At 31.0% G+C, this 26743-nt stretch carries 24 protein-coding genes and 1 tRNA gene; 4 read left to right on the forward strand and 21 right to left on the reverse strand.

What is annotated here, in order from left to right; genetic code table 11:
- Positions 1–7: 7 nt before the first annotated feature.
- The 4 genes from acrC to KQH81_RS11475 form a co-directional block, all read right to left on the reverse strand.
- On the reverse strand, positions 8–1150 hold the full coding sequence (gene acrC / locus KQH81_RS11460) for an acryloyl-CoA reductase (protein ID WP_027638569.1): 1143 nt from the start codon (positions 1148–1150) through the stop codon (positions 8–10).
- A gap of 18 nt (positions 1151–1168) precedes the next feature.
- Positions 1169–2401 (reverse strand): CaiB/BaiF CoA transferase family protein, encoded by a 1233-nt coding sequence (locus KQH81_RS11465; RefSeq protein WP_027638568.1) that lies wholly within the window; start codon positions 2399–2401, stop codon positions 1169–1171.
- A 65-nt stretch (positions 2402–2466) separates the two neighbouring features.
- Positions 2467–3807 carry a GntP family permease gene (locus tag KQH81_RS11470; RefSeq protein ID WP_027638567.1) on the reverse strand — a complete coding sequence of 447 codons (1341 nt, stop codon included), beginning with the start codon at positions 3805–3807 and terminating at the stop codon, positions 2467–2469.
- Between the two features lie 27 nt (positions 3808–3834).
- Positions 3835–4617, reverse strand: a complete 783-nt coding sequence (locus KQH81_RS11475) for an enoyl-CoA hydratase-related protein (protein WP_143081310.1) — start codon at positions 4615–4617, stop codon at positions 3835–3837.
- Positions 4618–5087: 470 nt separating this feature from the next.
- Between KQH81_RS11475 and KQH81_RS11480 the strand changes: the two genes are divergently transcribed.
- Together KQH81_RS11480 and KQH81_RS11485 are read left to right on the forward strand one after the other, a co-directional pair.
- Positions 5088–5174 (forward strand) — tRNA-Leu (locus KQH81_RS11480).
- A gap of 132 nt (positions 5175–5306) precedes the next feature.
- Positions 5307–5981, forward strand: coding sequence for a CPBP family intramembrane glutamic endopeptidase (locus tag KQH81_RS11485; RefSeq protein WP_035770634.1), 675 nt, complete (start codon positions 5307–5309; stop codon positions 5979–5981).
- A gap of 194 nt (positions 5982–6175) precedes the next feature.
- On the opposite strand, the gene KQH81_RS11490 is transcribed toward KQH81_RS11485, so the two are convergent.
- Positions 6176–7066 carry a GGDEF domain-containing protein gene (locus KQH81_RS11490; RefSeq protein ID WP_027638539.1) on the reverse strand — a complete coding sequence of 297 codons (891 nt, stop codon included), beginning with the start codon at positions 7064–7066 and terminating at the stop codon, positions 6176–6178.
- A gap of 286 nt (positions 7067–7352) precedes the next feature.
- Between KQH81_RS11490 and KQH81_RS11495 the strand changes: the two genes are divergently transcribed.
- A complete protein-coding gene (locus KQH81_RS11495; RefSeq protein WP_027638538.1) occupies positions 7353–7697 on the forward strand; it encodes a helix-turn-helix domain-containing protein in 345 nt (114 codons plus the stop codon).
- A gap of 153 nt (positions 7698–7850) precedes the next feature.
- Here KQH81_RS11495 and KQH81_RS11500 read toward each other — a convergent pair whose 3' ends face one another.
- From KQH81_RS11500 to KQH81_RS11550, 11 genes are all read right to left on the reverse strand, one after another.
- The gene (locus KQH81_RS11500; protein WP_027638537.1) at positions 7851–8216 is read right to left on the reverse strand and encodes a CoA-binding protein; all 366 of its coding nucleotides are present in this window, start codon (positions 8214–8216) and stop codon (positions 7851–7853) included.
- 57 nt (positions 8217–8273) lie between these two features.
- Positions 8274–12686, reverse strand: coding sequence for a discoidin domain-containing protein (locus KQH81_RS11505; RefSeq protein ID WP_051196223.1), 4413 nt, complete (start codon positions 12684–12686; stop codon positions 8274–8276).
- Between the two features lie 353 nt (positions 12687–13039).
- A complete protein-coding gene (locus KQH81_RS11510) occupies positions 13040–13705 on the reverse strand; it encodes a DUF4956 domain-containing protein (protein ID WP_027638536.1) in 666 nt (221 codons plus the stop codon).
- Positions 13706–13718: 13 nt separating this feature from the next.
- Entirely contained in the window at positions 13719–14606 is an 888-nt protein-coding gene (locus tag KQH81_RS11515; protein WP_143081309.1) for a ComEC/Rec2 family competence protein, read from the reverse strand.
- Between the two features lie 18 nt (positions 14607–14624).
- Positions 14625–15293 carry a DUF4956 domain-containing protein gene (locus KQH81_RS11520; RefSeq protein WP_081670239.1) on the reverse strand — a complete coding sequence of 223 codons (669 nt, stop codon included), beginning with the start codon at positions 15291–15293 and terminating at the stop codon, positions 14625–14627.
- A 16-nt stretch (positions 15294–15309) separates the two neighbouring features.
- A complete protein-coding gene (locus KQH81_RS11525; RefSeq protein ID WP_035770633.1) occupies positions 15310–16041 on the reverse strand; it encodes a polyphosphate polymerase domain-containing protein in 732 nt (243 codons plus the stop codon).
- Positions 16042–16199: 158 nt separating this feature from the next.
- Positions 16200–16568, reverse strand: a complete 369-nt coding sequence (locus KQH81_RS11530) for a hypothetical protein (protein WP_027638532.1) — start codon at positions 16566–16568, stop codon at positions 16200–16202.
- A gap of 172 nt (positions 16569–16740) precedes the next feature.
- Positions 16741–18045, reverse strand: a complete 1305-nt coding sequence (locus tag KQH81_RS11535) for a sensor histidine kinase (protein ID WP_027638531.1) — start codon at positions 18043–18045, stop codon at positions 16741–16743.
- Between the two features lie 12 nt (positions 18046–18057).
- A complete protein-coding gene (locus KQH81_RS11540; RefSeq protein WP_027638530.1) occupies positions 18058–18777 on the reverse strand; it encodes a LytR/AlgR family response regulator transcription factor in 720 nt (239 codons plus the stop codon).
- A 292-nt stretch (positions 18778–19069) separates the two neighbouring features.
- Positions 19070–20017 (reverse strand): TDT family transporter, encoded by a 948-nt coding sequence (locus KQH81_RS11545; protein WP_027638529.1) that lies wholly within the window; start codon positions 20015–20017, stop codon positions 19070–19072.
- On the reverse strand, positions 20010–20495 hold the full coding sequence (locus KQH81_RS11550) for a C-GCAxxG-C-C family (seleno)protein (RefSeq protein WP_027638528.1): 486 nt from the start codon (positions 20493–20495) through the stop codon (positions 20010–20012). The genes KQH81_RS11545 and KQH81_RS11550 overlap by 8 nt, the downstream gene beginning before the upstream one ends.
- A gap of 275 nt (positions 20496–20770) precedes the next feature.
- Between KQH81_RS11550 and KQH81_RS11555 the strand changes: the two genes are divergently transcribed.
- A complete protein-coding gene (locus KQH81_RS11555) occupies positions 20771–22210 on the forward strand; it encodes an alanine/glycine:cation symporter family protein (protein ID WP_027638527.1) in 1440 nt (479 codons plus the stop codon).
- Positions 22211–22263: 53 nt separating this feature from the next.
- On the opposite strand, the gene KQH81_RS17680 is transcribed toward KQH81_RS11555, so the two are convergent.
- The 5 genes from KQH81_RS17680 to KQH81_RS11575 form a co-directional block, all read right to left on the reverse strand.
- Positions 22264–22584: a 4Fe-4S binding protein gene (locus tag KQH81_RS17680; RefSeq protein ID WP_326839244.1), complete on the reverse strand. Its 321-nt coding sequence runs from the start codon at positions 22582–22584 to the stop codon at positions 22264–22266.
- Positions 22506–23084, reverse strand: coding sequence for a flavodoxin family protein (locus KQH81_RS11560; RefSeq protein WP_326839245.1), 579 nt, complete (start codon positions 23082–23084; stop codon positions 22506–22508). Before KQH81_RS11560 ends, KQH81_RS17680 begins: the two co-directional genes overlap by 79 nt.
- 133 nt (positions 23085–23217) lie before the next feature.
- Positions 23218–23784 (reverse strand): phosphoribosyltransferase family protein, encoded by a 567-nt coding sequence (locus tag KQH81_RS11565; protein WP_027638525.1) that lies wholly within the window; start codon positions 23782–23784, stop codon positions 23218–23220.
- A gap of 13 nt (positions 23785–23797) precedes the next feature.
- Positions 23798–24850: a solute carrier family 23 protein gene (locus KQH81_RS11570; protein WP_035770632.1), complete on the reverse strand. Its 1053-nt coding sequence runs from the start codon at positions 24848–24850 to the stop codon at positions 23798–23800.
- A 356-nt stretch (positions 24851–25206) separates the two neighbouring features.
- Positions 25207–26630 (reverse strand): IS3 family transposase gene (locus tag KQH81_RS11575; protein WP_230028321.1). Its coding sequence is split into 2 segments (ribosomal slippage): positions 25207–26105 and positions 26105–26630, totalling 1425 coding nucleotides; the frame shifts between segments, so codons are not numbered across the junction.
- Between the last annotated feature and the right edge of the window lie 113 nt (positions 26631–26743).

Raw genomic sequence — 26743 nt, forward strand, 5'->3', positions numbered from 1 at the left:
TTTCCTCCTATCCTAGTACTGCTCTTGAAATAACAACTTTGTGTATTTCTGAAGTACCTTCATAAATTTCTGTAATCTTAGCATCTCTATACATTCTTTCTAATGGATAATCTTTCATATAGCCATATCCACCGTGAACTTGAAGTGCTAAATTTGTAACTTTTCTCGCAGTACGTGATGCATTATATTTTGCCATAGCAGCTTCTTTAGTGTGTTTTTCACCTCTAGCCTTCAAATCTGCAGCATAATAAACTAAAAGCTTTGCTGATTCAACCATAGTAGCCATATCTGCTATATACCACTGGATTCCTTGTAAAGAGGAAATTGATTTTCCAAATTGTACTCTTTCTTTTGAATATTTGATACTCTCTTCTAAAGCTCCCTCAGCAATTCCTACAGCTTGAGCTCCAACTCCAATTCTTGCTCCGTCTAGACAAGTCATAGCTATATTAAATCCTTTTCCTTCTTTCCCTAATAGATTAGCCTTTGGAACCCTACAATTATCAAATATTAATTCTGCAGTTTCAGAACCATGAATACCCATTTTCTCTTCAATTTTTCCTATTGAGAAACCCGGAGTACCTTTATCAACAATGATAGCAGACATTCCCTTTATTCCCTTTGATGGATCTGTTAAAGCAAATATTATTAATGATTCTGCTTGACCACCGCCAGAGATAAAACACTTTGTTCCATTTAAAACATATTCATCAGTTGCTTCATCAAATATTGCAGTTGTTGTAGCTCTTGCAGCATCTGAACCTGCATTAGGCTCTGTTAAAGCAAATGCTCCTAGACAACCACCTTCAGCCATCATTGGCAGATACTTTTTCTTTTGTACCTCTGTACCAAACTTTAAAATAGCTTGTGCATATATCGTATGAATTGATAATATAGCTGCAGATGCCGCACACTTTTTAGCAATCTCATTAACAACAATTACCTTTTCTATGTCTGATCCACCAGATCCTCCATATTCCACAGGTGTTCCAATACCATTAAAACCAATCTTAGCCATTTTATTAAAAAGCTCTTTTGGGAAAATTCCTGTTCTATCCGTTTCAGCAGCTATTGGTAATATTTCATTCTCTGCAAATTCTCTTGCTACTCTTTGAAGCATTAATTGAGCTTCTGTTAATCTAAAATCCATAAAATTTCCTCCTATTTATTAGCATACTTCACATTTTTCTTTATTCATCGTTACTATTCCAGATTCAATCAAATCTTCTATATCACTATCGCTATATCCTAGCTCTCTCAATATTTCATCTGAATGTTCTCCTATAAGTGGAGCGTCACAAGTCATATTAACTTCAATATTTCCAAACTTAATTGGAGTAGCTGCAAGCATAGTCTTATTTCCATTTTTACTTGTATGTTCATAGATATATTGATTAGCTATAGCCTGTTCATCAGTTACTACATCCTTAACATGTTGAATCTTTTCATGTGCTATATCAGCAGCAGTAAGTTTTTCAACCATCTCATCTTGAGTGAATTTTGCGAATTCACTATCTAAAATATAAATAAGTTCTGCTGCATTTTTCTTACTTTCTGTTGAAGAAGCAAACTTCTCGTTGTTTATCAAATCTTCTCTTCCAAACAATCTGCATAATGACTCAAAATATCTTTCATGCTCTAAAATACTTAAAAATATCCATTTCCCATCCTTGCAACGATAAGAGTTTATAACTGGAGAAATAGCATTTTTTCTAGTTTTAGGATACTCATCACTGAACTGAGTAGATGCCAATAATGATGATGCATTCCATATTGCTTGTCCAAATAATGATGCCATTACTTTTTCTCCCTTGCCTGTTTTAGCTTGTCTATACAAAGCTGCACATATACCTCCAGATAAACTACAAGAAGTTGTAGCATCTCCAAATCCTATTGGTGGATTTATAGGATTTGTGTCTTTCTCTGCAATATCAAGCATGGCTCCACTTCTTGCCCAAAAGGCAACTGTATCAAAACCGGCATTATCTTTAGCTGGTCCAAAATCACCAAATCCATTTATTTGAGCCCAAATAAGATGTGGGTGTTTTTTACTTAAGGTTTCATAATCAAGTCCTAATCTTTTTAAAGCACCTGTTCTATAGCTTGAAACAAATACATTTGCTTCGCTTAAAAGCTTATCCATAATTTCAATTCCAACTTCACTCTTAAGATTTATAGATAATCCTCTTTTATTTGAGTTATATGTACTATAAAACGGATTATTAAAATCTTCTATAGGCATTGTCATTGTTGCCCCTGTCTTTCTACCTGGATCTCCAAAGCTTGGCTCTACCTTAATAACATCGGCACCCCAATCAGCTAATATTTTAGCGGTTCCAGGACCTGCTACAAAATACGTTAAATCAATAACTTTAACTCCTTCTAATGGTTTATTCAACATTTTATTTCCTCCTTATACTGTCAATTTTGATTTTAAATATAGTATTAAAAAATAATTTATTTTTATTATGGTAATCCTGGGAACATTGTAAACAGAATAACTGCAACCACAGTTCCAATAAGCGGAGTTATAACAGTTACCCAAAATATTGGCATGTAAGCATCTTTATGTGATTCTTTACATAAACCATTTGTTACAGTAACAATATATCCATTGTGTGGAAGTGAATCTAACGCTGCTGATGAAATTGCCATAGTTCTAGTTAATGCTGCCGCAGACACACCTTTAGCTAAAAATGCTGGTCCAAGAAGTGGAGCTGCAATTCCAAGTCCCCCTGAAGCCGATCCACAGATTCCTGCTATAACTGTAGTTCCAAGTGCTGCCCCCGCAATAGGAGGTCCAGGAATATTTGTCATTGCATTAACTATAAATCCAAATCCCACTGCTGATTTTACAACCGAACCAAAAGCAACTACAGCACAAGTATTACTTATTGCTACTACTGTGGTCTTACACGTATCTCCAATATGTCCAACTATTTTTTTATTATCTTGATATTTGTTTAACAGCAAATATACTAATAAAGCTCCAATAAATACTCCTACTTCAATTGGTACTATTGGCTTTCCATTAATTTTCACATTAATTATTAAAATTGATACTATTAACGGGATTAATGCCATTAAACCATTAGGGCCATTCTCTCCCTTAAAATCAGATGCTGCTACCTCGTCAAATACATCTGATTCATGAGCTATAAAATGTCCACCATTTGCCTTTTCTTTTGAAACCATCTTATATAAAATAATGCTTCCAATTATAAACATTACTGCACATGACATAAACCCATTTACTGCTCCAGCCATAATATCTGTCCCTAATGTTGTAGATGGAACAATATTATGAATCTGTGGTGCTCCAGGTGCTACCATTGCAAATGTTGAACACCCAAAAGTTAATGCTGCTGGTATAAATCTTCGTGGCAAATCAGCCTCTTTAAAAATTTCTAAAGCTATTGGAAATACGGCAAAACTTACGACAAAAACACTTACTCCACCATATGCTAATATTCCACAAGCTATTGGAATAGATAGTAACGCCTTATCCTTCCCGATCCATCTTACAATCATCTTAGCAATAGATCTTGCTCCACCAGTAATCTCCATCATTTTCCCCATTAATGTACCAGTCAAAAATATAAAGAAATTTGCCTGAAGGAATCCTACAAACCCTGCCATATAATCCACTTTGAGTGCATCATATACATTTAAATTTCCTGTTATAGCAACTATTACTGAACATACAATTGCTATTATAAAAATATTTACTCCCCTCATTACCATTACAACCAAAAGGGATAATGCTATAATAATACCTACTAAACTTACAATTACTTCTGTGTTCATAAATTGACCCCTTTCAAAATTGATAGTTTATTTATTTTTAAAAATAGGTTTTCTTTTTTCTATAAATGCATCCATTCCTTCTTGCTTATCTCTTGTGGCAAAAGTTAAACCTGCAATATCTTTTTCAAGTTCAAGAGCATTTTTTAAATCCATATCCATTCCTTTATTGATGACAACCTTTGCATATCTTACTGCTATTGGTGCCTTCTTAATTATTTCATTCATCATCTTCAATGACTCTTCTAAAAGCACATCACAAAGAACTACTTTATTTATAAGACCAATTTCCTTAGCTTCTTCTGCTTTTACTTGTCTTCCTGTGAAAATTAACTCTTTAGCTACTCCTGTTCCAACAAGTCTTGATAATCTTTGAGTCCCGCCAAAACATGGAATAACCCCTAAATTAACTTCAGGTTGACCAAATACAGCTTTTTCTGATGCAATTCTAATATCACAACTCATAGCAAGTTCACATCCACCACCTAGTGCATATCCGTTAACTGCTGCTATTACTGGTTTCTCAAGCTCTTCAATTTTATTAAAAACGCTTTGAGCATAACCTGCATATTTTCTACCTTCCTCGCTTTTATAGTTTTGCATCTGGCGTATATCAGCTCCAGCTACAAAAGCTTTGCCTTCTCCAGTAATAATAATTCCTAATATTTCTTCCTTTTCTGATACTATATCAATGATTTGAGATAATTCCTTAAGAGTGTCATTGTTAAGAGCGTTTAAAGCTTTAGGTCTGTTCATAGTAATAATACAGACTTTCTCTTTAACTTCCACCCTAAGATTTTTTAAGCTTTCCACTAAAGTTTCCATTAGATTCCCTCCATTATTTAATGTTATTTTTTTAACATTTATTTTTAATATATAAAAGCAAATCTTGTGCCAATTCTTATTAAATTTATTTTTTATGATTAAAATTTTATTTTCAGTAAAATATTTGCACTTTATATGAAATTTAATAATGTTTTAAATAATTTCTAACTTTAGAATTAATCGAAATCCTATATCACTAAAGAAATTTTTTCCAATATAGCTTTCAAGATATTATTTTCGTCTCATTTTTGAGAACATATTTTTAAAATCTAGTGTCATTTTTGAGAATATAGTCTCATTTTTGATATATATTTTGAATAAACTAAATATAAAAATCCTAATGCATTATAAATCTAAAGACTAAATACATTAGAATTTTTTTCGTTTAAAGAATAATTTTATGTAAAAAATTTATTGAAATCTTTGCTAAGATGTGTTATTATAATGAATGTAATCTTGCCGGTGTGATGGAATTGGCAGACGTAGAGGACTCAAAATCCTCCGGTAGCAATACCGTGCCGGTTCAAATCCGGCCACCGGCACCAAAACGAGACAAATAAGACTAAATCTTATTTGTCTTTTTTTATACCTAACTTTAAGCTAAAAATGATTGAAATTTCTACACCTCAATGTTAAAACTTTTAAGTTATTAATTTAAATAAGGGGACAAACTGTTTATGAATAAAAAAGAAACAATATCAATAATCACTTTAGTAGTGATAGGATGTACTATTATGGCATTTATAGATGGTGTAATATCTCCTCCCTACTATATTAAATCTTTAATTAAAATTATTTTATTTCTTGTGATACCATTTATTTATTCTATTTTAGATAAGCAAGTTTCCTTTAAATCTCTTTTCAATTTTAATAAAAAAGGCTTTTTATTTTCCTTAGGTTTAGGAGTATCCGTATATATATTTATATTATCGGCTTACTTTATACTCAGTCCATATTTTAACCTTTCTAATGTGACTTCCTCATTACAAAATAATATAGGTGTGAATAAAGGTAATTTTATTTTTGTAGCCTTATATATCTCATTTATAAACTCACTGCTAGAGGAGTTTTTCTTTCGAGGATTTGCCTTTTTAAATCTAAAAAAGGTTTCTAATAAAAATTTGGCATATATATTTAGCTCTAGTGCTTTCGCATTATATCATGTAGCATTTATGCTTGATTGGTTTACACCTCTTTTATTTATACTTCTGGTTGTTGGATTATTTATTGCTGGAATATTATTTAATTGGCTAAATGATAAAAATGAAAATATATATACATCTTGGTTAGTTCATATGTGTGCTAACTTTTCCATAAATACAATTGGGTTTATATTATTTGGTATTTTCTAAATAATAATTTGCATAAAAATAAAGACTAGAAATTCTAGTCTTTTAAACTTTTAGTTATTATTCAAGTTTTAAAACAGCATAATTTTCTTTAAATAATTCAGGGTACTTCTCTTTAGCTTCTTTTTCTCCTATACCACTCATAGTATCACTAATTAATTTTCCCATGTTCGTATAGTCAATAAATTAATTATATATTATAGGTTTTTCTTAGCCTTAGCTTCATATAAACGTCTATCAGCATATAAAAAAAGCTTATCCCATGTCCAATCATTCCCAAATTCTTCACTTGATGCGATACCGAATGAAATGTTAAATGGAATTTGTATGTCATTATTATAGTAGCAAATCTTGTGCATTTTTCTGTAACATTCTTCAATTTCTATCTTAAAATTATGTAAACTCATTCCGCATACAATAATAAGCATCTCATCTCCACCAAAACGTATAACTAACCTCTCTTCATCTTTTTTTCGAGAATTAAAGTTCTGCTTCCAAAAACAAGCTGCCTCCTTAAGTAGCTTGTCTCCTGCCTGATGACCATAAGTATCGTTTACAAGTTTAAAATCATCAAAATCCATAACACAAACTCCAATAATTATTTTTTTATCATGACAACATTTTAATGATGGAAGAAATTTTTCATCTAAAAAACGTCTATTATAAACTCCAGTCAGAGAATCTGTTATTAATAGATTATTATAACTATGAATTAATTTTCCTATTTCATCTTTTTGGTTGCTATCCATTAAAAGATTATTTGTAACATCATTTATAATTTCCATAACATAAGGTTTTCCTTCAATTTTTAAATAACGAGATGTCACTAAATATGTCTTATTATTTAGAATTTCAATTTTATATGCTCGTCCTTTTGACTGTAGTGCACGGAGGGAAGTGCAATTTTCACACCTTTTACAACGCCCCCAAAATTTACTACATATAGAACCACTCTTTTTATAATAATCATTGCAATATATCTGTTGAGTAATTGGATTAACAAGACGCAGTATATCATTCTCTCTCTTCTCACATTCTATAAGATTCTCTGCTTCTTTTTGTGTAAAATTGATTTTCAATTTATCCATAGTTCCCCCTTACTTCTAAGTTAATTAGGACTTTCAGCATTCCTTAAAGTTATTAAACATAAAAATACTTAATTTTAAATTCTGAATTAGTCATCAAAAAAGGTAGTAAAAAAAGCTACTATGATAATTTCTGAGCAGCTTTTTAGTCTATTATAATGTTATTATTTAATTTTATTAATTCTTGTTTTAATGATGTAATGTTATTTCCATTATAAATTATAATGTTATTAGCACGTTTAAGTCAATACTAACATTACATAAACTAATGTTAATAGGTGGTGTTGACATGTTAAATAAAAAATCTCTAAATGTTGAAATTGGAAGTAGAATAAAAGAAGCACGAGAATCTGCTGGATTGACTCAAGAACGATTTGCTGAATTAATCGGAATGGGTACAAAAAATGTATCGGCTGTTGAACGAGGTACTGTTGGTATATCACTTTCATCATTAAAAAAAATATGCCGTATTTTATCTGTATCTAGTGACCAAATTCTTTTTGGAGCTCAATTTAATAATCCTTCTCAAGAATTGGCTGAAAGACTTAATCATTTGTCTCTAGAGCAATTCTTAATAGCAGAAGACATACTTAATAAACTTTTTGAAGCCTTTGCTTTAGGAGAAAGTAAATAATTTGAAATATGCTTAAAATTTTTTAATTTCAATACAAAACAAAAATAAAGCCTTCTATAATAAATTAACATATCATAGGGGGCTTTATTTTTTATCTTTAAATTTGAAAAGATTTTAAGGTTTTATAAATAAATTTTCTACATCCTGCAAAAATCACTTTTTATTTTTACTAAATAAACTTAATCCAACTAACAGACACCCTTCTATATATTGAATATTATTTCTTTTCATATATTCAATAAGCTCATCACTTTCTGCACCAGGCTGAATTACTATACACTTGTAGTTTTTATTACATTCTTTTATAAGCTCCAATCCTCTTATTGGATTAATACACAAGTCAATTATATCTATATCATCATCAACTTCATTTATAGATTTCAACTCTTTTCCCACTCCATATACTGTATAACCATGGTCAATAAGCTTATTTTTTATCTTAAATGCATATTTTTCTTCCTTGATAGTGTCACCTACTACAACAAATACATTTTCCTGCATGATTTCTTTTAAATCCATTTTATCACCTTACTCTTCTTTATATTTGAGAAATTTTAAAATATTATTAATTTCTAGTTACTCTTTTCTCTTATTTCTTAAAAAAACAAGTCCTAATCCAGATGCTGTAAAAATACTAGCAAGCAATCCCAAATTATTTATATCTCCTGTCCTAGGAACATCTTCACCTTTAGTTGGTTTTTCAGTTTCACCTGGTTTTTCATCTTTACCTGATTCCATTTTTTCAATTAATCCTTCTTTAGCTGCTTTTAAAGCTTCTAATACTGAATCTACATCCTCTTGAGTTAAATCCCTATTGTCAGAAGATATTAAGTCTTTAGCTCTTTCTAAAGCTTTTTCAAATATAGTCCATGATTCTTCTGTATACTTCTCTGATGTTTCACTTTCACATGACTTTAAGTATTCAGTCAGCTCCTCAACACTACCACGTTTTACAAACTTACTAATTATATTTTCCAATTCATTAATTGCATTTTCAATATCATCTTGACCAATATTATCTTTGCTAACTAATTCTTCAGCAGCCTTTATAGCATTATTTAAAACTTCTTGATTAAATGAAGAGGTTGTATAATCTTCACTATTTATATTCTTTGCTTTATCAATAGCTTCCTGCAATGCTTTTTTATTTACACCACTATCAATATCCCCTGATGGTGAATAGAACGACATCTCTGCCCCAGAAGCAAACTTATTCTTTGTATCTCCATTAGATTTATTAATAACCATACGAATTGTCTTAGCTTTTACTGCATCAAATTTGGCAAACTTAGTCGATGAGTCTCCTGACCAAGCTTTAGCATCTAAAACTTTTGTTTCTTTTCCATTTTCATCTGTTGCATATAAGTCAAATTCCATTATATTTCCATTTGCAGTTCCATTTTGTCTTGGTATATATGATAATTTTGATATTTCCGTAGGTTTTTCAAATGTAAATATTAATTCTTGTGGTAATTTAACATTATTATCAGCCCAATTTGAATGCCATATAGTATTTTTATTCCCATCTAAAAGATTTTCTGGTCCTTCTCCTGTATATTGAGATGATGCAGTAACAGAAATCTCTTTATTAGGTATCTTATTTTTATCTTCCCCTGATTTTTTAATAATAATATTATCAATCTTACCTTTTATAGAGTTAGTCATAGATCCAATTCTCTCTAATGATAATGCAAATGTAGAATTTGTAATATTGCTTTTCTTAATCATGTTATTATGAACGAATTTACCTTTTGCACTTGCAACCATCTCACCATTAACATATAAAGTAGTATTTTGGTTTTCAGTCTTAATAGCTATATTAACCCATTCTTTAACTGGCAATACATAATCAAATGTATAATCATACAACTCTCTAGTAAATCCTAACACTCCATTTTCCATTATACGAATATCGTGAGTACCATATGAACTATCACTTTCAAATAAAATTTGACCTGGTGCAGCTTCCTCTAATCTTAAATCAAATGAAAGTTCATTTCCTTTTCCCAATTTATCTAATGGCATTTCAATAAAACTTTTGTTTCCTTCTAATGATATGGCATTGGAAGTTTTTCCTGTCTTAAATGAGGCATTAGTTAAATTTGATAAATCACGATTATTTTCACTTGAATCTTCTAATTCATTTTTCTTCTCAAATGTATAATTTGCATATTGATCATTTATAGAATTTTCTTTAAACAATGGATTTGTATTTGGTGATAGTCCCACATTTTTGCTTGCATTCTGTAAATTTTCTAAGCTTCCCTTCTCTTTACCATTTGCCCAAGTTTTTTCAGCAACTATTGGTAATGCATCCTGAAAACGCTCATACATATCAGACTCAGTCAATCCACTAGCACGCTTATCAATATTATCATTCCATATTGCAAAAGCAGCTCCTAATGCTTGATCGTCTCCAGAAGGAATTGCCTTCCATCCTGATTTTGTAGATACTATATTCGGTTCAAAATTACTATATAGACTATTTGTATTTAGATAATCCCCATAAGCACCTCTTCCACCGTTTCCATTTGGAACCATATACATATAAGAATCTATTGTATTTATTAATTTATATCCCATGTCATACATTTCTTTTCCATCAGCCCAATCTCTAGACCATAAATTCATTTGAACATTTTCAATAGCTTCAGGCTTTATTTCTGTAACCGGATTATCTTTTATCCATGTTAATCCGCCCCACATACGAACTGGATTTGTATTTTTTATATAAGGAACGAACTCATTAATAAAATTACGATATGCTTTATAATTTGCTAAAAACTCATCTGCCCCTATATGAACTACAGTTTCACTATCAAAGGTTGGATTATCTCCTTTAGTATATTCGTCAAATATTTCTTTAACCTTTTTAATTGATTCAGGTTTACTTACATCTATGTGATCAATTAAAGGTCTATTGTTTGCTAATGGTGATCTTTTATTCTTCACCATAATCTCTGGAAATACCTTAGTAAACGAGTTTGCATGAGCTGGAATATCAATTTCTGGTACTATATTTACTCCAATTTTTCTTGATTCATTTATAAATTGTTTAAATTCCTCTTTAGAATAAGCATAATCCTTTGCTGTTGCCGATTCATTTTTACTATTTTTTACATTCGATTCTAAACGGAAAGCATCATATGCTTTAAAAGCTTCATTTTCTGTTTCTCCAACTCCATAATCCTCTAGCCAAATATAATTATCACTTAAGTGAACTTGGAAATCATTCATTTTGTGCCATGCCATATTTTTAGTAATGTCTTTTAACATATCCATAGAAAAAGGTTTACGAGCTACGTCTAATACAAATCCACGAACTTTATACTTAGGATAATCTCTTGTTATTCCACAAGGCATTGTATTATTATTCTTGCTTTGAGTTAATATTTGAAGAATTGAACGCGTTGACCAATAAGCACCTATTTTATGTTTTGCTTCTACTATAACCTTATCAGTGATCTCCATATTATATCCTTCATCACCCAATAAATTATCTTCACTTCCTAATGTAAAATAGAAATCACCTACTCCTACATTATCTTTATCATAGCTAATAGATATCTTTCTTCCTGTCATATCTTCATAATCTTTCTTAAACTCATTAGCAGCATATTCTAAGTTATTCTTATATTCAGGATTTACTACAATTTTACTATTTTCGTTTGTAGTAAATAATTTATTATCACTGCTATACCATTCTGCTAACTCTGGAGATACAACTGGCTTTTGATTTCCTTTATTTGCTTCATGTAACCCTGGAATTACTACTTCAAAATCATTTGTAATAGTTACTTCTTTAGTATTATTATTAGTTATCTTTAATGATATTTTAACTGTTTTACTCGTCAATGGTTTGTGTACATTGAAATTATTATCTACTATCTGTTCAAAGTCTGCACCATTGTTTTCTATTGTGTATCCTGGAACCTCACTTACTACTATTTTATTAGTTTCTGCGTTATATACTGGACGTACACTCTCAATAGTAGGCCCTTCATCCAAAGTAACTACAGTAAATGGATGATCATATAATTCAAATTCAACTATTCCCCCATTATCCCACGCTGCTTTATGGGTTTCTAAAACTTCTAATTTTACATATTGTCCTAAAACTGGCTTTTCAAAACCTGTGCTATCATATGTTGTTTGATTGTCCAACTCTCTTGTAATTGATGGGTCTGATTCATCAAAAGTATTATCTTTTGATACTGTCACCTTATATTTCTTTACGTTGTTAAGAGGCACTTGTCCACGCTTTTCTAAAAATAAATGGAAATTATCAATATTCTTTTCTTTTCCTAAATCAAGTTTTAAAATAGGCATTGTATTTTGAGTAGAGGCTAAACGTGTTTCATAATCACCATCTATAGCCTTATCATAAGTATTACCATGACCTTCTGAATTTTCTCCACTAGCATTCGCTCCTATAGATTGGTTAAGAGTATTTTTATACAATTCAAGCTCAACTATTCCTGCATTATCCCACATATTATCCTTATGCGTTTCAATTATTTCTAGCTTAATATAACGAGTATTTACTGCCTTAGATAATTTTACATCATCACGGATAGTTTCAGTATTTAGTTCTCTTTCAACTCTAGAATCGTTTTCTTCAAAGTTTTTATCTAATGAGAAAGTTATCCTATACTTTTTAACATTGTTTTTATATTGTACGTTTTTTCTATCTTCCAAAAACAGACGTAAAAATTGTATTTTCTTTTCTGATCCTAAATCTAAAATTACTGTAGGTTTAGTATTCCTATTAGATGATAAACGAGCATTAAATTCATTACTTTTATCTCCATCTACTACATTATCATAGGTACTTCCATTCTCAGCATTCGTTCCCTCTACCACTGTAGAATTTAATGCCACATTATCATTAGAAACATGTTCTTTTGCAAATACTGGAATCCTTAAATTAATAAATATTACTGATAGAGCTAGGTTGCTTGCTAAAAACCTTTTAAGTCCTTTGTTCATATTCATCCCCCTTTTATTTAAGTAGTATAAAATTCTATACTACTTTATTAATATAATTGTTATATATTAAAGATTCGAAATTTTGATTTCTACCATAACGAATCCTCAATTATGCCACCATGAACTTCATATTAAAAGTTGAACTATTATAAATCCACTTAATAAAAGGCTGCACCAATTCAATAATTTCAAATATTCTTACTATTTTTGAAAAATAAAAAGCTGAAAGCAGTATTATCATAAATAATACTGTTTTCAGCTAATGCCACTCTCGGTTACACGCATAATATTATATTAAAATATATTTATATATTATCTTACCTTCTATAATTTGTCAATATTGTTTTCTAATCCTATGAAGCTGAATTCAAAAGATTAACGCTATCTATTCCTCCAAGCTGAAAAATTTCATTAATCATATTGTTTTCTTCTCTTTGAGGAATTCTTACTTCGTAGACAAGTTCAAAGGAATCCACTAATACATTTTTTGCTTTTACAGAACTGTTACCTTGAATTTTATCTATGATAGTTTGAATGCTGTCTAAATCTGTATTACTGCCTCTTACTACAAGAAGCATTGAATTATTTCCTTCTCCCCTTTTCTTAGTGAATATCATTACTACTGCAAGTATTATACTTCCAATTATACCTATTACATAGCTTTGAGTAGCTGCAGCAATACCTATTGCCATACTCCAAAAGATAAAGCCTATATCCCTTGGGTCTTTAATGTTTGTACGAAATCTAACTATTGAAAGAGATCCGAGCATCCCTAATGATAAGGCTAAATTTGATTGAATTAAATCCATAAGTATTGTAGAAACAAACGCAAGTGTCACTAGGGTTATTCCAAATTTAGGTTCGTAAGTTGAATCTGTATGAGAAATTCTATAAGCTCCCCACATTATAAATGCAAATAGCAGTGCAGTGCCCATACTTATTAAAATTACTGATGTATCTGGCTTAGTTGTAATCGTATTTAGCAATTGATCCATATTGATTTGAAATTGTTCATTCATCATCATTACCTCACTATTTAGTATTTTTATCAATTATATTTTCAACTTTTATAGATGTTCCGTCAGAAACAAAATCTACAGCTAATTGCTCTCCTTCTGAATAGTAAGCTTCAACACTGTGACTTTTCAATCTTTCAGCTATTTCTTGATTCATTGAATCAGGATTTTCTTCCATATTACCACATATAATTCCGTATTTAGGTTTAACCTTTTGCAATAAACTTACTGTTGTAGCATCATCCTCTCCATGATGTCCAAGTTTTAACACTTCTGCTTGAAGATTTACTCCACTTGCTAAAAACTTTGCTTCCTCTTCCTTCTCCATATCTCCAGTCATAAGATAGGCTGTATCTCCATAAGTTATGCGTAATACTACCGAATTATTATTAGCATTTTTCTTGTCAATTTTACTAGGTATCCAAACTTCCACATTGGCACTTCCTAAACTCAGTTTTTCTCCACCTTTAAGTTCCACTAAATCTATACCATTTTCCTTGGCAATTTCTCTGGCATCAATGTTTTCATAAGATACTGTGTCTAAGGCCGATATATATATTTTCTCTGTTTTAAAAGCTTTTACTAATGCTTCTAAACCTCCTGCATGATCTTTGTGTCCATGAGATAAAAAGATTCCATTTAATTTTTCTACACCTTTTACCTTTAATAGTCTTGCAATCTGCGGAAAATCCTGAGCCTTTCCTGTATCACATAAGTAATAGCCATCTCCTGGTACGTCAATCAAAAAAGCATCTCCCTTACCTATATTAATAAAAGATAAGGTTAATTTTTCTCCATCTTTTATAGAACTCTTTTCATTTTCTACAGTTTTAGCTTCCCCACATCCAGCTAGTGTAATAATTGATATAATCAAAATAAACAACATTTTCTTTAAACGTCTCATCTTCAATTAAATTCCTCCCTAAGCTACCTTCGTCTCTGGTGCTAATATATTAACTCCTTGAATTCCTTCCATATCATTTAATATAGATATAATAAACTCCTCTTCCTTAGGCTTTACTCTAAGTTCATAAACAAGTTCAAAGGAATCCATAAAAATATTTTTGCTTTGAATGATGCTTCCAGGAGTTTTTCTAAGCATTTCTTGAACACTGTCTATTTGTGATTTTGCACCACGTACTACCATCATCAATGATTTTTTCTTTTTCACAGTTCTATCAAATACAATTAAGACACATCCTAAAGTAAGTGAACTCAAAATGCCAATAGCAAAAGCTCCTACTGCAGAAGAAATACCTATCGTAAGTGCCCAAAAAATAAATCCAATATCTCTAGGATCTTTAGTATTAGTTCGTACTCTACATATAGATAGTGAACCCAGTACCCCCAAAGAAAGCAATGGATTATTCTGTACTAAAGCCAAAAGTACTGTTGAAATAAAAGATAACATCAAAAGTGTTACATTAAAATTTTTATTATAGGTTAAAGAATTGTGACACCTTTTATATACGATAAGCATGAATCCTGACAATATCATTGTAAATGCTAAACTAAACATTAAAGCTATAGGAGTAACAATATATGGGTTTGACAAACTGCTTCCAGTAAAAAATTCAATAAATTTACTCATTTCTTAATACATCTCCTTAATAATAATACTCTTTCAAGATACTTCTTGAGGTTCCAAATTTACTTGGTGGTTTTCCGTTTAAATCACATTTAGATAGCGCATCTTGAATTTGTTTGAATAGAAAACGGTCATATTTAATTTCTAAAATGGTTTGCTCCTTTGGCATAGCCATCTTAAAATTTAAATTGTGGCTAAAAAGGTCGTAGCAAAAATCACAATATCTCAAGTTATTGTCTAGAGTTATACGAGTATTAAAATTTTCATGAGTATATGCTCTTCTATCATACTCTACCATTGAAACAGGCCTATACAATCGTGTTGTCATAATATTATAAGCATAATTTGCTGTAGGTCCATCATATTTAAGAAGAACTCTATAGTTTCTATTTAAAAGCTTCATTGCATCATTACGGGTTATAACTAAACTCTCCTTAATCTCTCTGCCAAAACTTTTTCTTTTAAGTTCAAACTTCACCTTTTTATCGTCTGGGTTGTAAACTCGAAGACGAATTCTCTTTTTTTCATCTGCATGTTCTCTTTTATCACTATAATCTTCATTAGTAATGCTGTCAAAATAAACACTACGTACAGTATAACCATTATAGCCACCATACTCATCTGCAGTCAGAAGCTTGTCCAATGCTTCTATTAAATAAATACGATCTGTAAGAGAAATTAAATATTTCAGTTCTCTACGTGAAACAGATAATACTTTCTGAGTTTTTAAGTCTCTCCTTTGTGTACTCATAATTAGAATCCCCTTTCCTTTTCCTGTATAGTAATACAAGAGAAAAAAATAATTTGGGTACTGTTTTTGAAAATATACTCATTTATTTATAAATTTATATAAAAAAAGCTTCTCCAGCAGATTTTTATTTTCTACTAAAGAAGCTTTAACTTTCCAATTCAGACAACTATTTTATTTAAGCACCTTTGAAGCGCTAAGTTCATCTTATCTTCATTTATCGGTTTTTCTAGAAAATAAGTAAGATTAATATCATAACCCATGAAACCTAATTTCTTTTCGTCACTTACCCAGATAATCTTACAATCTGGATCTGCCATTCTTAAACTTTGAGAAACTTTATATCCTTCCATACCATTGTAACTTACAATAGCGATATAAAATGGATTAGTTACCCGTTTAGTGATTTCTTCTTTTTCGGTAAATGATATTATTTCAGGAATCAAATCAAATGCAGAAAAAAAACTATATACTACCTCACTAATCTTCCCTTGTTCTTTTCCATCCTCACTGCATATGGCAACAACCATTTTCTCACCTCTTTTTCTTCAAGCAAAATTTCATGTATTTTATTCCATTTAAATTATACAATATAAATTACTTAAACTTGCAAATTACATACTCAAATGCATGCATAGGGAATGAAATGCATTAACTTAACTAATACGTTTAACAATTTAACCTATTAAATTATCAATAAAATTAAATAGTCAGGATAAAACTTGCCATGAACATATCTCCCTTAGATTCAAATTTACAAAAGCCATCATATTTTTCGCATACATCTCTCATAGAACTTATTCCCACTCCAACTTCATTATTTCTCTTTCTAGAAATAAAATCATCATCTTTTTTCTTTAAGTTTCCATCAAAAGTATTATCTACAGCAATCAAAAGTTGGTTTCCATCTATTTGAGACCTAATTCCTATATGTTTTTCACCTTTTACATACTTACAGGCTTCTATAGCATTTTCAACACTGTTTCCAAATAAAGAGCATAAGTCAAAATCATTTATGTTCAAATTATTACTTAGTTTACAAGCAATATCCATATATATACCATTTTTCTCAGCCATTTGTTGGTAATAATATAAAACTCCATCTACTGCTGCATTTCCTGTATATAACATAGATTCATTGACGTTTTGTTCAAGAATACTATAATATTCCACAAGACCTTTTTTATCATTTGTCTGTATAAACCTCTCTATAGCAGCTTTATGATGCTTAAAGTCATGTCTTGATTTTTTAGCATCATCCATGCTTTTAGTTAGTGCTGCATAATAATTTTTTTGAAGTCTTATTTGTTCTTCACTAAACTTTAGTTTTTCATTTATAGCAATTTTTTCTGTCATTTCTTTAAAATCATAAGCAATACCCTGACATATAAAAATCATCGCTAAACACGTAAACAATCTACTTGCTATCTGTTGCCAGTCTTGAATCCATACATAGTTTATTGACATTAAAAAACTAGCACAAAACATGAACATTGGAACAATCCATAAGGTTTTCCAATATTCTCCCTTATTGTATTGCAAAAATGGTTTTATCGTAATATCAATAAGTTTTTTTACAATAGGATAGGAAATTACTGATATTATAAGAAACAAAATATTCTGCGCAATGAGCCTAATTATATTTTCTGTTTCTACTGAAAAAAAATTTTGTATAATAGCACTTATAGAATGAATTGTTAGAATGTATATGGCTATCATCCAATATACAAATAAATGCTCTGGAAGTCTTTTAGGAAGGACATAGCAATTTATAACAAAATACATTAATCCACCCATTATAAAATAAAATTTATAAAAAAGTACATCCAAACCAAAAATCCTCTGAGAAATATAAAAAATAACTATATTAACTATCATCATTATTCCATATAAAATAAACAATATTCTTCTTTGTTTTTTATCTATATTATCCTTAAAAGGTATATATCTAAATATAATTCCAGGTATCTGAGCTAAAGCTGAAAGTAGTGATGGAAATATATCCATATCTATCCCCTCCTAAATATTGCCACGAAGTTTTCTCCATTTAAAATCAGCAAATGCATTTCTTACAGTTTCTTTCTCATTTCTGCTAACAGAAATCGTTACTCCATTGCTCAAAGAAATTTCATCACTAGGCATGCTTTTTACTTCCCAAAGAGATACTATAGCATAGCGGATAGGTTTACAAAAATCATTTTTAGGAAGCATACTCCAAATTTCTGAAATCCCCATACTTACCTCTATATTTTCCCCGCTTTTAGTGTGTATTCTGCTCTTCTTTCCTACGGCTTCAATATAAATTATATCTGCCAAGAAAATATTTACCATAGTTCGTCCACTTTTTACTTCAATTGACCTAACCTTAAACATCATAGCACAAAACTTGTCTAATACTTGTTGAAACTTTTGTTTATCTATTGGTTTTACCAAATAGTAAAAAGCATCTACCTCATAAGAATCAGCACCGTGTTCGAGACTTGTTGTAGTAAAAATAATTTGGCTTTTAGCATTATCTTCTCTAATCTTTCTTGCCACATCTACTCCAGTTAAACTTTTCATGTATATATCTAAAAAAATCAAATCATAATTTTTCGAATCTGCTTTCTCTAGGAATGCTTCTCCACTATCAAATGCATCAAGCTCCATGCTCATATCATTTTCAAAGAAATACTCTTTCAAAGCAGAGGATAAATGTTCACGGTCTTCTTTTAAATCATCACATATAACTATCCTCATCTTATCTCTCCCTTTTAATACAATATAAATTTAACTTATTTAAATCTCTATTCTGATTACCTAACATTAACAATATAACTGCCAAATTTAATTATATTATATTTAGCAAATCCATTCAACATTTTCGCAAGCATAATTTCCTATATATTACTATTTTCCCAATAAAATTTAAATCCTTCTTATTTAATAATGTAAAAGTTTAGTTTACCTTATACATTATTAAATAAGAATTTTTATATAAAATAAAGCCTGAATAGCTATTAAAGCATCCAGGCTTTTTAATGAAAATATTTTATTTTGCAATAACTTTTTCTGATTTCTGTGGTGCTTTAAATAAAAACATCACATATCTTACAAGTACATAAAGCACTATTACAGATGCTATTATCTGTTGTGCTGTTAGTATATACTTTAGAAAATTAAAGTTATAACCTGCCTTTGATAAAAATGTGAATGCTCCACCAGTTGCTATACCACTTATTACCATGGGAAAAGTAAACGATGAAAAACTTGGATAAAACTTTAAAGCAAGCAGCTTTATCATAGCTACGATTACCACACCATATAATACAATGGATAAAACAGTTAAAAAGCCAACCATATATACGTTCTTATCTGAAAAAGATTTCATATATGCTGCCAATACAAGGCTTGCTGGTGCAGCAAGTATCGCAAAAGTAGGTGAAGCAGGCTCTGGAATCCCTTTTATTTTCATCAATCTATATGTAACTACTGGCAATAGAATTAGTAATGATATAAAAGCAAACCAAAAAGAGGTTTGTCCTATAGAAGCCATTTTAAAAGCCGGAGCTGTTATTCCTGCAGTTCCTATTCCTACATATACTATAAATATACTCGGAAATATTTTCTTTATATCAAATTTTACTATAAATCTTAAGGTGTACATTACTATAAACACCATATGAATAATTATTCCTAAAGCCCATATGGTAACAGCTAATGTATCTTGTCCCAAAGTTTTAACATAAGCTCCTAAAAGCATAAATGCCATGGAATACGTTGGTGCTACACTAAGGATAACTGGATTTTTAAAATCTTCTGCCACAAACTTTGGAGCTATTATTACTTTTAGTGTTAATAACACTAAGAGTATTGCTGATATTATTCTGAAGGCTGCTAATATAACTGGATTTAAAAATGTTACTAAATTTGCTAGTGCTAATAAAGCTAAAGCAAGTCCTGCTATAGGTATAGGTATTCTTTTTATAAAATTAACCATTAGCCTCACCCACTAATTCGTCAGTGTTTTTTATATTTAATTCTCTAATTATTACTTCTGCTACCTTTTCTGCCATTTCTCCAGTAAATCTTATACATTGTTCTTTGTGTTCTCCTGAACCCATATCCATTCCCTTTGTTTGTACTGAACAACATAGGCATTTATGATTTTTTCTAAAACTATCTTGCACTTCATAAGCTAGATCTAAAGTATGTTTAACTTTTGGATCTCCTCCTTCAGTTCTTCCGAAAAAGTATCCTAATGCTAAGATAGCACCAGTAACTGCTCCACAAGTACATTTTGATCTTCCTATTCCTATTGGAAATCCTGATGCTGCTGCTACAAGAGCCTCTGGCATATCTTTATCTATGTTGTTCCTTATAGAGCTTACAACCGCTTCTGAACAAAAAAACTTTCCTTGTCTATATAGTTCTTCTGCTTCCTCTTTTATTTTTCTTACACTTACTTCCTTTACCATTATAAAATCCCTCCACCATGATATTTTTAAATTTATTATAAATTCATTTACATTATAATATTTCTCATTTCTATCCGTCTAATTAAATATTCCAATAAATGATGACTTATGTATTAGAACAACAAATAGTATGTTATATTAAGAATTTAGCATATTTTTCAACATATATTCTATACTTATATTTATATATTCGTAATAATATGATACAATATTGACTAATATGGCATTTGAAGACAGTGATCTTCAAAAATTTAATTTATATGGGGAGATTTTATATGAACTTTTTTAATGGAATTTTAGGGGCTGTGAACGATTTTATGTATGGGTATATCCTAGTAGGATTACTTGTTGCAACTGGAATTTATTTTACCGTAAGAACAAAGTTTGTTCAATTTAGACTTTTACCAGACAGTTTTAAACAGCTATTAGAAAAAAATGACAATGATTCAGCAGTATCGTCTTTCCAAGCCCTTATGATATCAACAGCTTCTCGGGTTGGTGTTGGTAATATAGCAGGTGTTGCAACTGCAATTGCAGCAGGTGGTCCAGGCGCAGTATTTTGGATGTGGGTTATGGCAATTTTAGGTTCATCATCAGCTTTTATCGAAAGCACTTTAGCTCAAGTATATAAGGTCAGAAATGGAGAAGAGTTTAGAGGAGGTCCTTCCTACTATATACAAAAAGCCCTTGGACAAAGATGGCTTGGAGTTATATTCTCTGTTGCTCTTATAACGTGTTTTGCATATGGATTTAATTCTCTTCAAGCAAACAACATAGTATCAGCTTTTTCACACTATTTCGGTGGAGAATTTCCAAATATGTTTATACCTGCTTCTATAGGATTAGTTCTTTCTTTATTTACTGCTTTTATAATATTTAAAGGCCAAAAGGCAATAGCATTTATATCCTCAGTAATAGTTCCTGTTATGGCTATAATGTACATGATCCTTGGATTATTTATAATAGGAAAAAATTTCAGCTTAGTTCCTGAAATGTTCTCACTTATATTCTCAAGTGCATTTAATTTCAAGAGTTTTGCTGGAGGCTTTATGGGTTCTTGTGTACTTCATGGAATAAAAAGAGGTTTATTCTCTAATGAAGCCGGAATGGGTAGCGCACCAAACGCAGCTGCTTCAGCTCAAGTTTCTCATCCAGCAAAACAAGGACTTGTTCAAACATTATCAGTATTTATCGATACTCTTTTAATATGTAGTACTTCAGCATTTATAGTACTTATCTCTGGTGTTGACTATACAGCCTTAAAAGCAATGCCTCTTGTTCAGCAGGCAGTTGCTTCTCAAGTTGGAGAATGGGGAATAACATTTATAACAATTTCAATATTCTTCTTTGCCTTTAGTTCAATCATAGGAAATTACTATTACACTGAATCAAATGTAATGTTTATAAAAAACAAAATGGGCGGCTCTATGACTTTATTTAGAATAACATGTATCGTTGCTGTTTTCTTTGGAAGTATCGCAGGATACGATTTTGTATGGAATCTTGCAGATGTACTTATGGGAATAATGGCTATTATAAACATAACAGTTATACTTCTTCTTGGAAATACTGCTATCCGTGTTCTTAATGACTACTGTGAACAAAGGAAAGCTGGAAAAGACCCTGTATTCTCTGCTAAGGCTTTAGGCATAAAAAATGCAGAGCTTTGGGACGAAATTAATCCTTCATCAGAAGAAGAATCACAAATAGGATAAATTAAAGGAGCTGTCGCACTAACTAATTATTGCGAGGCTCCTTTTAGTATTCATTATAAAAACATCTCCGGTTCTTTCCTCATTGAGTACTCTTCCTCTAACTCATGTTTATGATATAAATATCCGAAATCATCATAATACTTTGCTTCTGCAGGGCATTTTTTTATACAAGCACCACATTTTATACATATTCCATCTACCTTACTTGGGTCATCTTTATCTATAGAACCCATTGGACAAATCTTTGAGCATAATCCACAGTTAATACATTTTTCATTTGTTTTTGGTTTTACTTTTAAAATATTAATAAAAACACCTTTTCTATCACGAGGCTTATAATATGTACGTATTGGTTCTTCACCTGATACTTCCACTGGAATTTTAAAATCATTATTGTACATCTTAACTTTTCAGCTATTTTATCCGCAAAATTATATGCTAGTTTTAAATCTTTGAAATCTGGTCTTCCTGATGCTAGAATTTTGGAAAAGGAATGTTCTCCTACAAAAGCTCCAGCTGCAATAATGCAAAAACCATCCTTTTCAAGAATATTTCTAAGTTCAATCAAAGCATCATCATAATTTCTATTACCAAACATCACAATAGGTACAGCTAAAGCCCCATTACCTCTGAATCCTGAGTTTAAAAATGGCAGAAGTATATTTGGAATTCTTCCTGCATATACAGGTGATCCAAATATTACGATATCATTTTCATTGAATTCATATTCTTTTTGCCTTTGATGTGGCAGTGTATAGTTTATCTCATTAACCTGAGCACCTATCATATTTCCAAGTTCTCTAGCTATTGTTTTTACTACTTTTTCAGTTGTTCCAGTAGCACTAAAATAAATTGCCCAAACTCTTCTCTCCATCTATATCCCCCTGTTCCCAACATCTAATTTTTTTCATAGTACTAATTATATATTAACATAATTTGTCTTAAACTATATAAAAAAGACACAATCCCTATGTATTGTGTCTAAAATATCTCAAACAATATTAATCTTACATTTCTACAAGCTTTCCATCACCTTCAACTTTGAAAAGAGGTAATTTCTCTATAAATATTATATCTTCTCTATTTGCTGCATCACCTTCTGCTAATATGGAAGCTCTTTTCTTTATATTCCCCCCGGCCTTCTCAACTAAGCTTTCTAATGTCTTTAATGACTCTCCTGTTGAAATCACATCATCTATTAATGCAACATTTTTTCCTTTTATTTTTTCTGCTTCAACTTCATCAAGACATAAAAATTGTTTTCCTTTAGTTGTTATAGATTGAACCTCTTCTATAATAGGATTATTCATATATGACTTTATGCTTTTCCTTGCAACTATAAATTCTTTCATGCCTAAAAGTTTTGATATTTCATAAGCTAAAGGTATTCCTTTTGCTTCTGCTGTAACTATAACATCCACATTATTTAATTTTTTTACAAGCTCTTTTGCTGTAACCTGTATAAGCTCCGTATCCCCTAAGATCACAAAACTTGCAATTGCTAAATCTTTTTTAATCTTTATTATAGGTAAATTTCTTTCAAGTGACAAAATGTTTAATTTATATGTACTCATTTTAAAATCCCCCTTAAATTCCTAAAACAAATCTTGTTATTATTCCTGCAACCATTCCAAAGAATGGATCACTAACTGCCGTAACAGCCATTGTAACTCCACCAACCATGCCTGATGATCCAGATAAAGCAGCTGCTGCATTTACTGGAACTGTAGCAAATATTCCAAGAACAAATAAAAATCCGCTGATTGACTGTGCCGGTACATATTTTCCTATTTTAGGTAATAGACCACAAAATAATATAGCAGCCATTATAAGCATCATGATTATGCCTGCTGCAATTGGATGGGGCGCACTACCTGTGGCTGAGATTATTGATTCAACTGGTGCTCCTCCAAATAAAGATGATCCCATATCAGCAACACTGCTTATAACAGAAAGATGATCTATATTAACTGTTGTATTTGCAATTTCTCCAGTTATAGCTCCAAATGCTATGTTTGATCCTATGTTTAAACATACCATCCCTAGTGCTCCTCTTAATATGTTTAAACTCACTGTTATCTTCTTTTTTTCGACCTTCTCTTTATGTATTTCCACATTTCTCATATCTTTATTAAACATATTAGCTGCTATACTTGATAGCACAACTGATACAGTTATTGTCCATACTAAATCCTTTGTCATCAAGTAAACTACAACTGCTGAAGCTATAGATATTGCACTCACCTTTTTCTCCGCCTTAAACATGTCCATAGAAACTTTAGCAAGCATAATTCCAACACCCGCCATCATACCTGATGTTATTATTGGTCCAATAAAATCAACTATCTTTCCTAAAAAGCCAAACATACCTATAAGTGCCATTATAAGTGCTCCGATAAAGATCATTGATAATCTTTCTTGCATGTTTTTCCCTGCAGTTCCTGCGTAAGTTATAGTTTCCGCTTGAAATGATATAGGCGCAACAGATCCTGTTATAAAGTTACCTACTGCACCAACTAAAAATGCAAATGCCGTAGGAATAGACGCAAATCCGAACGTTAATGCCAAAAGTCCTTGTGGTAATCCGTTTAATATAACTCCAACTATAGCCATAGCATCAGTTAATAATTCTGAAAACATATATATAGGTCCTCCTTTTTATTACTGTAAATCCATATTACATCTTATTACGAACTTTTTCAATATTTTTATAAATATTATACGGTTAATTTCGTTATTTTATATGAATTTACAATTTTTATTTTCGTATTTTGTAATTTGTTATTTATTTATAAGTCAAAAATTGAATTTAGAAAAAAATTACAATACGAACATTCACTCACAAATCACATTTCGTAATTCACAGATAAAAAATCGTTTTTTCTTATAAATGAAGTAATTTCACAGAAAAGTATAAAAAAGCTGGACAACTTAAGTAATGTGACCCCCAAAAGTTAGACTTTATTAGCGAGACAGTTTCGGCTGCCTCGCTATTTTTATGCAGCCAAGAGTTTGAGTCTGTATTGCACAGGACTCATCCATCCTAGTTTCTCTTTAATCCTTTGTTCATTGTAGTACTTTATATATCTTTCTATTTCAGATTTCAATTTCTCATAACTGTAATAAACAACACCATAGTATATTTCCTGTTTCAAGAGTCCAAAGAAGTTTTCCATTACAGAATTATCGTGACAGTTTCCCTTGCGGGACATGCTCTGAAAAATCCGCTCTTCTTTAAGACGATGTGAGTATGACTTCATCTGGTAAGCCCAGCCTTGGTCAGAATGAAATGTTCTTCGATATGGGCAATCAGATGTTATTTCAATGGCTTCATTTAGAGCATTTATCACATTGGTGGCAGAAGGCCGCCTATCAATACCGTAACTTAAAATCTCACTGTTACATATATCCATAAACGGATCCAAGTATAGTTTGTGCATCGTCATATGTCCCTTAGAATCTACCTCATAGTATTTAAACTCAGTAGTATCTGTTGTGATTTTCTGATGAGGGATATTTGTATTAAAACGTCTTCTGATTCTGTTGGGCGCAACTGTTCCGATCTTGCCTTTGTAAGAACTATATTTACGACTTTTTCTAGTAAAGGAAGTAACTTGGAGATTTAGTTTCTGCATGATTCTCTGTACTTTCTTTTTATTAACAATAAAGCCCTGATTTCGAAGTTCACCATATATTCTACGATAGCCATAATCCTTGTTTGTGTTATGTATTTCTAAGATTGTATCCTCAATTGCCTGGTCAGGATTTTTCCTATCAAATCTTTTCTGCCAGTACATATATGTTGCCTTCGGAAAGCTAACAATTGCGAGAATATCTTTTAGTTTGAAGTCTCCTCGGAGGCTGTGGATGATTCTCGCTGTTTTTTCAGAAGAGTTTCCTCCTCTAAACGCAGCCTCCTCAGTTCTTTTAAATAGGCATTCTCAATTTTAAGCTTTAAAAGTTCATCTTCAAGTTGTCTCACATGTTCAGCACTTGTGTCTACTGGAGTAATTTCTGAAGATAACTGTACTTTTTCTTTCTTATTATTTGATACCAATGACTTCTTACGACCTTTCTTCTTCGGTCTCAATGCATCAACACCTGCAATATTAAAATCATTGACCCATTTACATATCTGTACTGGGTTGTTGATTTTCTCTTGGAGAGCTAAATCCTGATACGAAACCTCACTTGATAAATATAACTCTACCACATGAAGTTTATATTCAAAAGAATAATTATTTTTTTTTCTTGAGCGCTTTAATCCTTCATCACCCATTTTGGAATAAGATAATACCCACTTCTTAATGTTACTCCACGCAGGAATACCATAAGTCTTGGCAAGATACGAATATCCGCCTTCACCATTTAAATATGCATCAACAACCTTTTTCTTAAGTTCATAACTGTATTTTGCCATAAAAAATCGACCTCCAATTCGTTAGATTTTTGGTCTAACTTTTGGGGGTCGGTTCAAAGTCCAGCTTTTTTATACTATAAATCCACCATAATATAATCTTATATATAAATAAG

It is taken from the genome of Clostridium cadaveris (assembly GCF_020911725.1).
GTDB lineage: Bacteria > Bacillota > Clostridia > Clostridiales > Clostridiaceae > Clostridium_X > Clostridium_X cadaveris.

Excerpts from the sequence above, each read along its gene's own strand:
- acrC (WP_027638569.1), bottom strand. The coding sequence starts at position 1,150 with ATGGATTTTAGATTAACAGAAGCTCAATTAATGCTTCAAAGAGTAGCA.
- KQH81_RS11465 (WP_027638568.1), bottom strand. The coding sequence starts at position 2,401 with ATGTTGAATAAACCATTAGAAGGAGTTAAAGTTATTGATTTAACGTAT.
- KQH81_RS11470 (WP_027638567.1), bottom strand. The coding sequence starts at position 3,807 with ATGAACACAGAAGTAATTGTAAGTTTAGTAGGTATTATTATAGCATTA.
- KQH81_RS11485 (WP_035770634.1), top strand. The coding sequence starts at position 5,307 with ATGAATAAAAAAGAAACAATATCAATAATCACTTTAGTAGTGATAGGA.
- KQH81_RS11490 (WP_027638539.1), bottom strand. The coding sequence starts at position 7,066 with ATGGATAAATTGAAAATCAATTTTACACAAAAAGAAGCAGAGAATCTT.
- KQH81_RS11495 (WP_027638538.1), top strand. The coding sequence starts at position 7,353 with ATGTTAAATAAAAAATCTCTAAATGTTGAAATTGGAAGTAGAATAAAA.
- KQH81_RS11500 (WP_027638537.1), bottom strand. The coding sequence starts at position 8,216 with ATGGATTTAAAAGAAATCATGCAGGAAAATGTATTTGTTGTAGTAGGT.
- KQH81_RS11505 (WP_051196223.1), bottom strand. The coding sequence starts at position 12,686 with ATGAACAAAGGACTTAAAAGGTTTTTAGCAAGCAACCTAGCTCTATCA.
- KQH81_RS11510 (WP_027638536.1), bottom strand. The coding sequence starts at position 13,705 with ATGAATGAACAATTTCAAATCAATATGGATCAATTGCTAAATACGATT.
- KQH81_RS11515 (WP_143081309.1), bottom strand. The coding sequence starts at position 14,606 with ATGAGACGTTTAAAGAAAATGTTGTTTATTTTGATTATATCAATTATT.
- KQH81_RS11520 (WP_081670239.1), bottom strand. The coding sequence starts at position 15,293 with ATGAGTAAATTTATTGAATTTTTTACTGGAAGCAGTTTGTCAAACCCA.
- KQH81_RS11525 (WP_035770633.1), bottom strand. The coding sequence starts at position 16,041 with ATGAGTACACAAAGGAGAGACTTAAAAACTCAGAAAGTATTATCTGTT.
- KQH81_RS11530 (WP_027638532.1), bottom strand. The coding sequence starts at position 16,568 with ATGGTTGTTGCCATATGCAGTGAGGATGGAAAAGAACAAGGGAAGATT.
- KQH81_RS11535 (WP_027638531.1), bottom strand. The coding sequence starts at position 18,045 with ATGGATATATTTCCATCACTACTTTCAGCTTTAGCTCAGATACCTGGA.
- KQH81_RS11540 (WP_027638530.1), bottom strand. The coding sequence starts at position 18,777 with ATGAGGATAGTTATATGTGATGATTTAAAAGAAGACCGTGAACATTTA.
- KQH81_RS11545 (WP_027638529.1), bottom strand. The coding sequence starts at position 20,017 with ATGGTTAATTTTATAAAAAGAATACCTATACCTATAGCAGGACTTGCT.
- KQH81_RS11550 (WP_027638528.1), bottom strand. The coding sequence starts at position 20,495 with ATGGTAAAGGAAGTAAGTGTAAGAAAAATAAAAGAGGAAGCAGAAGAA.
- KQH81_RS11555 (WP_027638527.1), top strand. The coding sequence starts at position 20,771 with ATGAACTTTTTTAATGGAATTTTAGGGGCTGTGAACGATTTTATGTAT.
- KQH81_RS11560 (WP_326839245.1), bottom strand. The coding sequence starts at position 23,084 with ATGGAGAGAAGAGTTTGGGCAATTTATTTTAGTGCTACTGGAACAACT.
- KQH81_RS11565 (WP_027638525.1), bottom strand. The coding sequence starts at position 23,784 with ATGAGTACATATAAATTAAACATTTTGTCACTTGAAAGAAATTTACCT.
- KQH81_RS11570 (WP_035770632.1), bottom strand. The coding sequence starts at position 24,850 with ATGTTTTCAGAATTATTAACTGATGCTATGGCTATAGTTGGAGTTATA.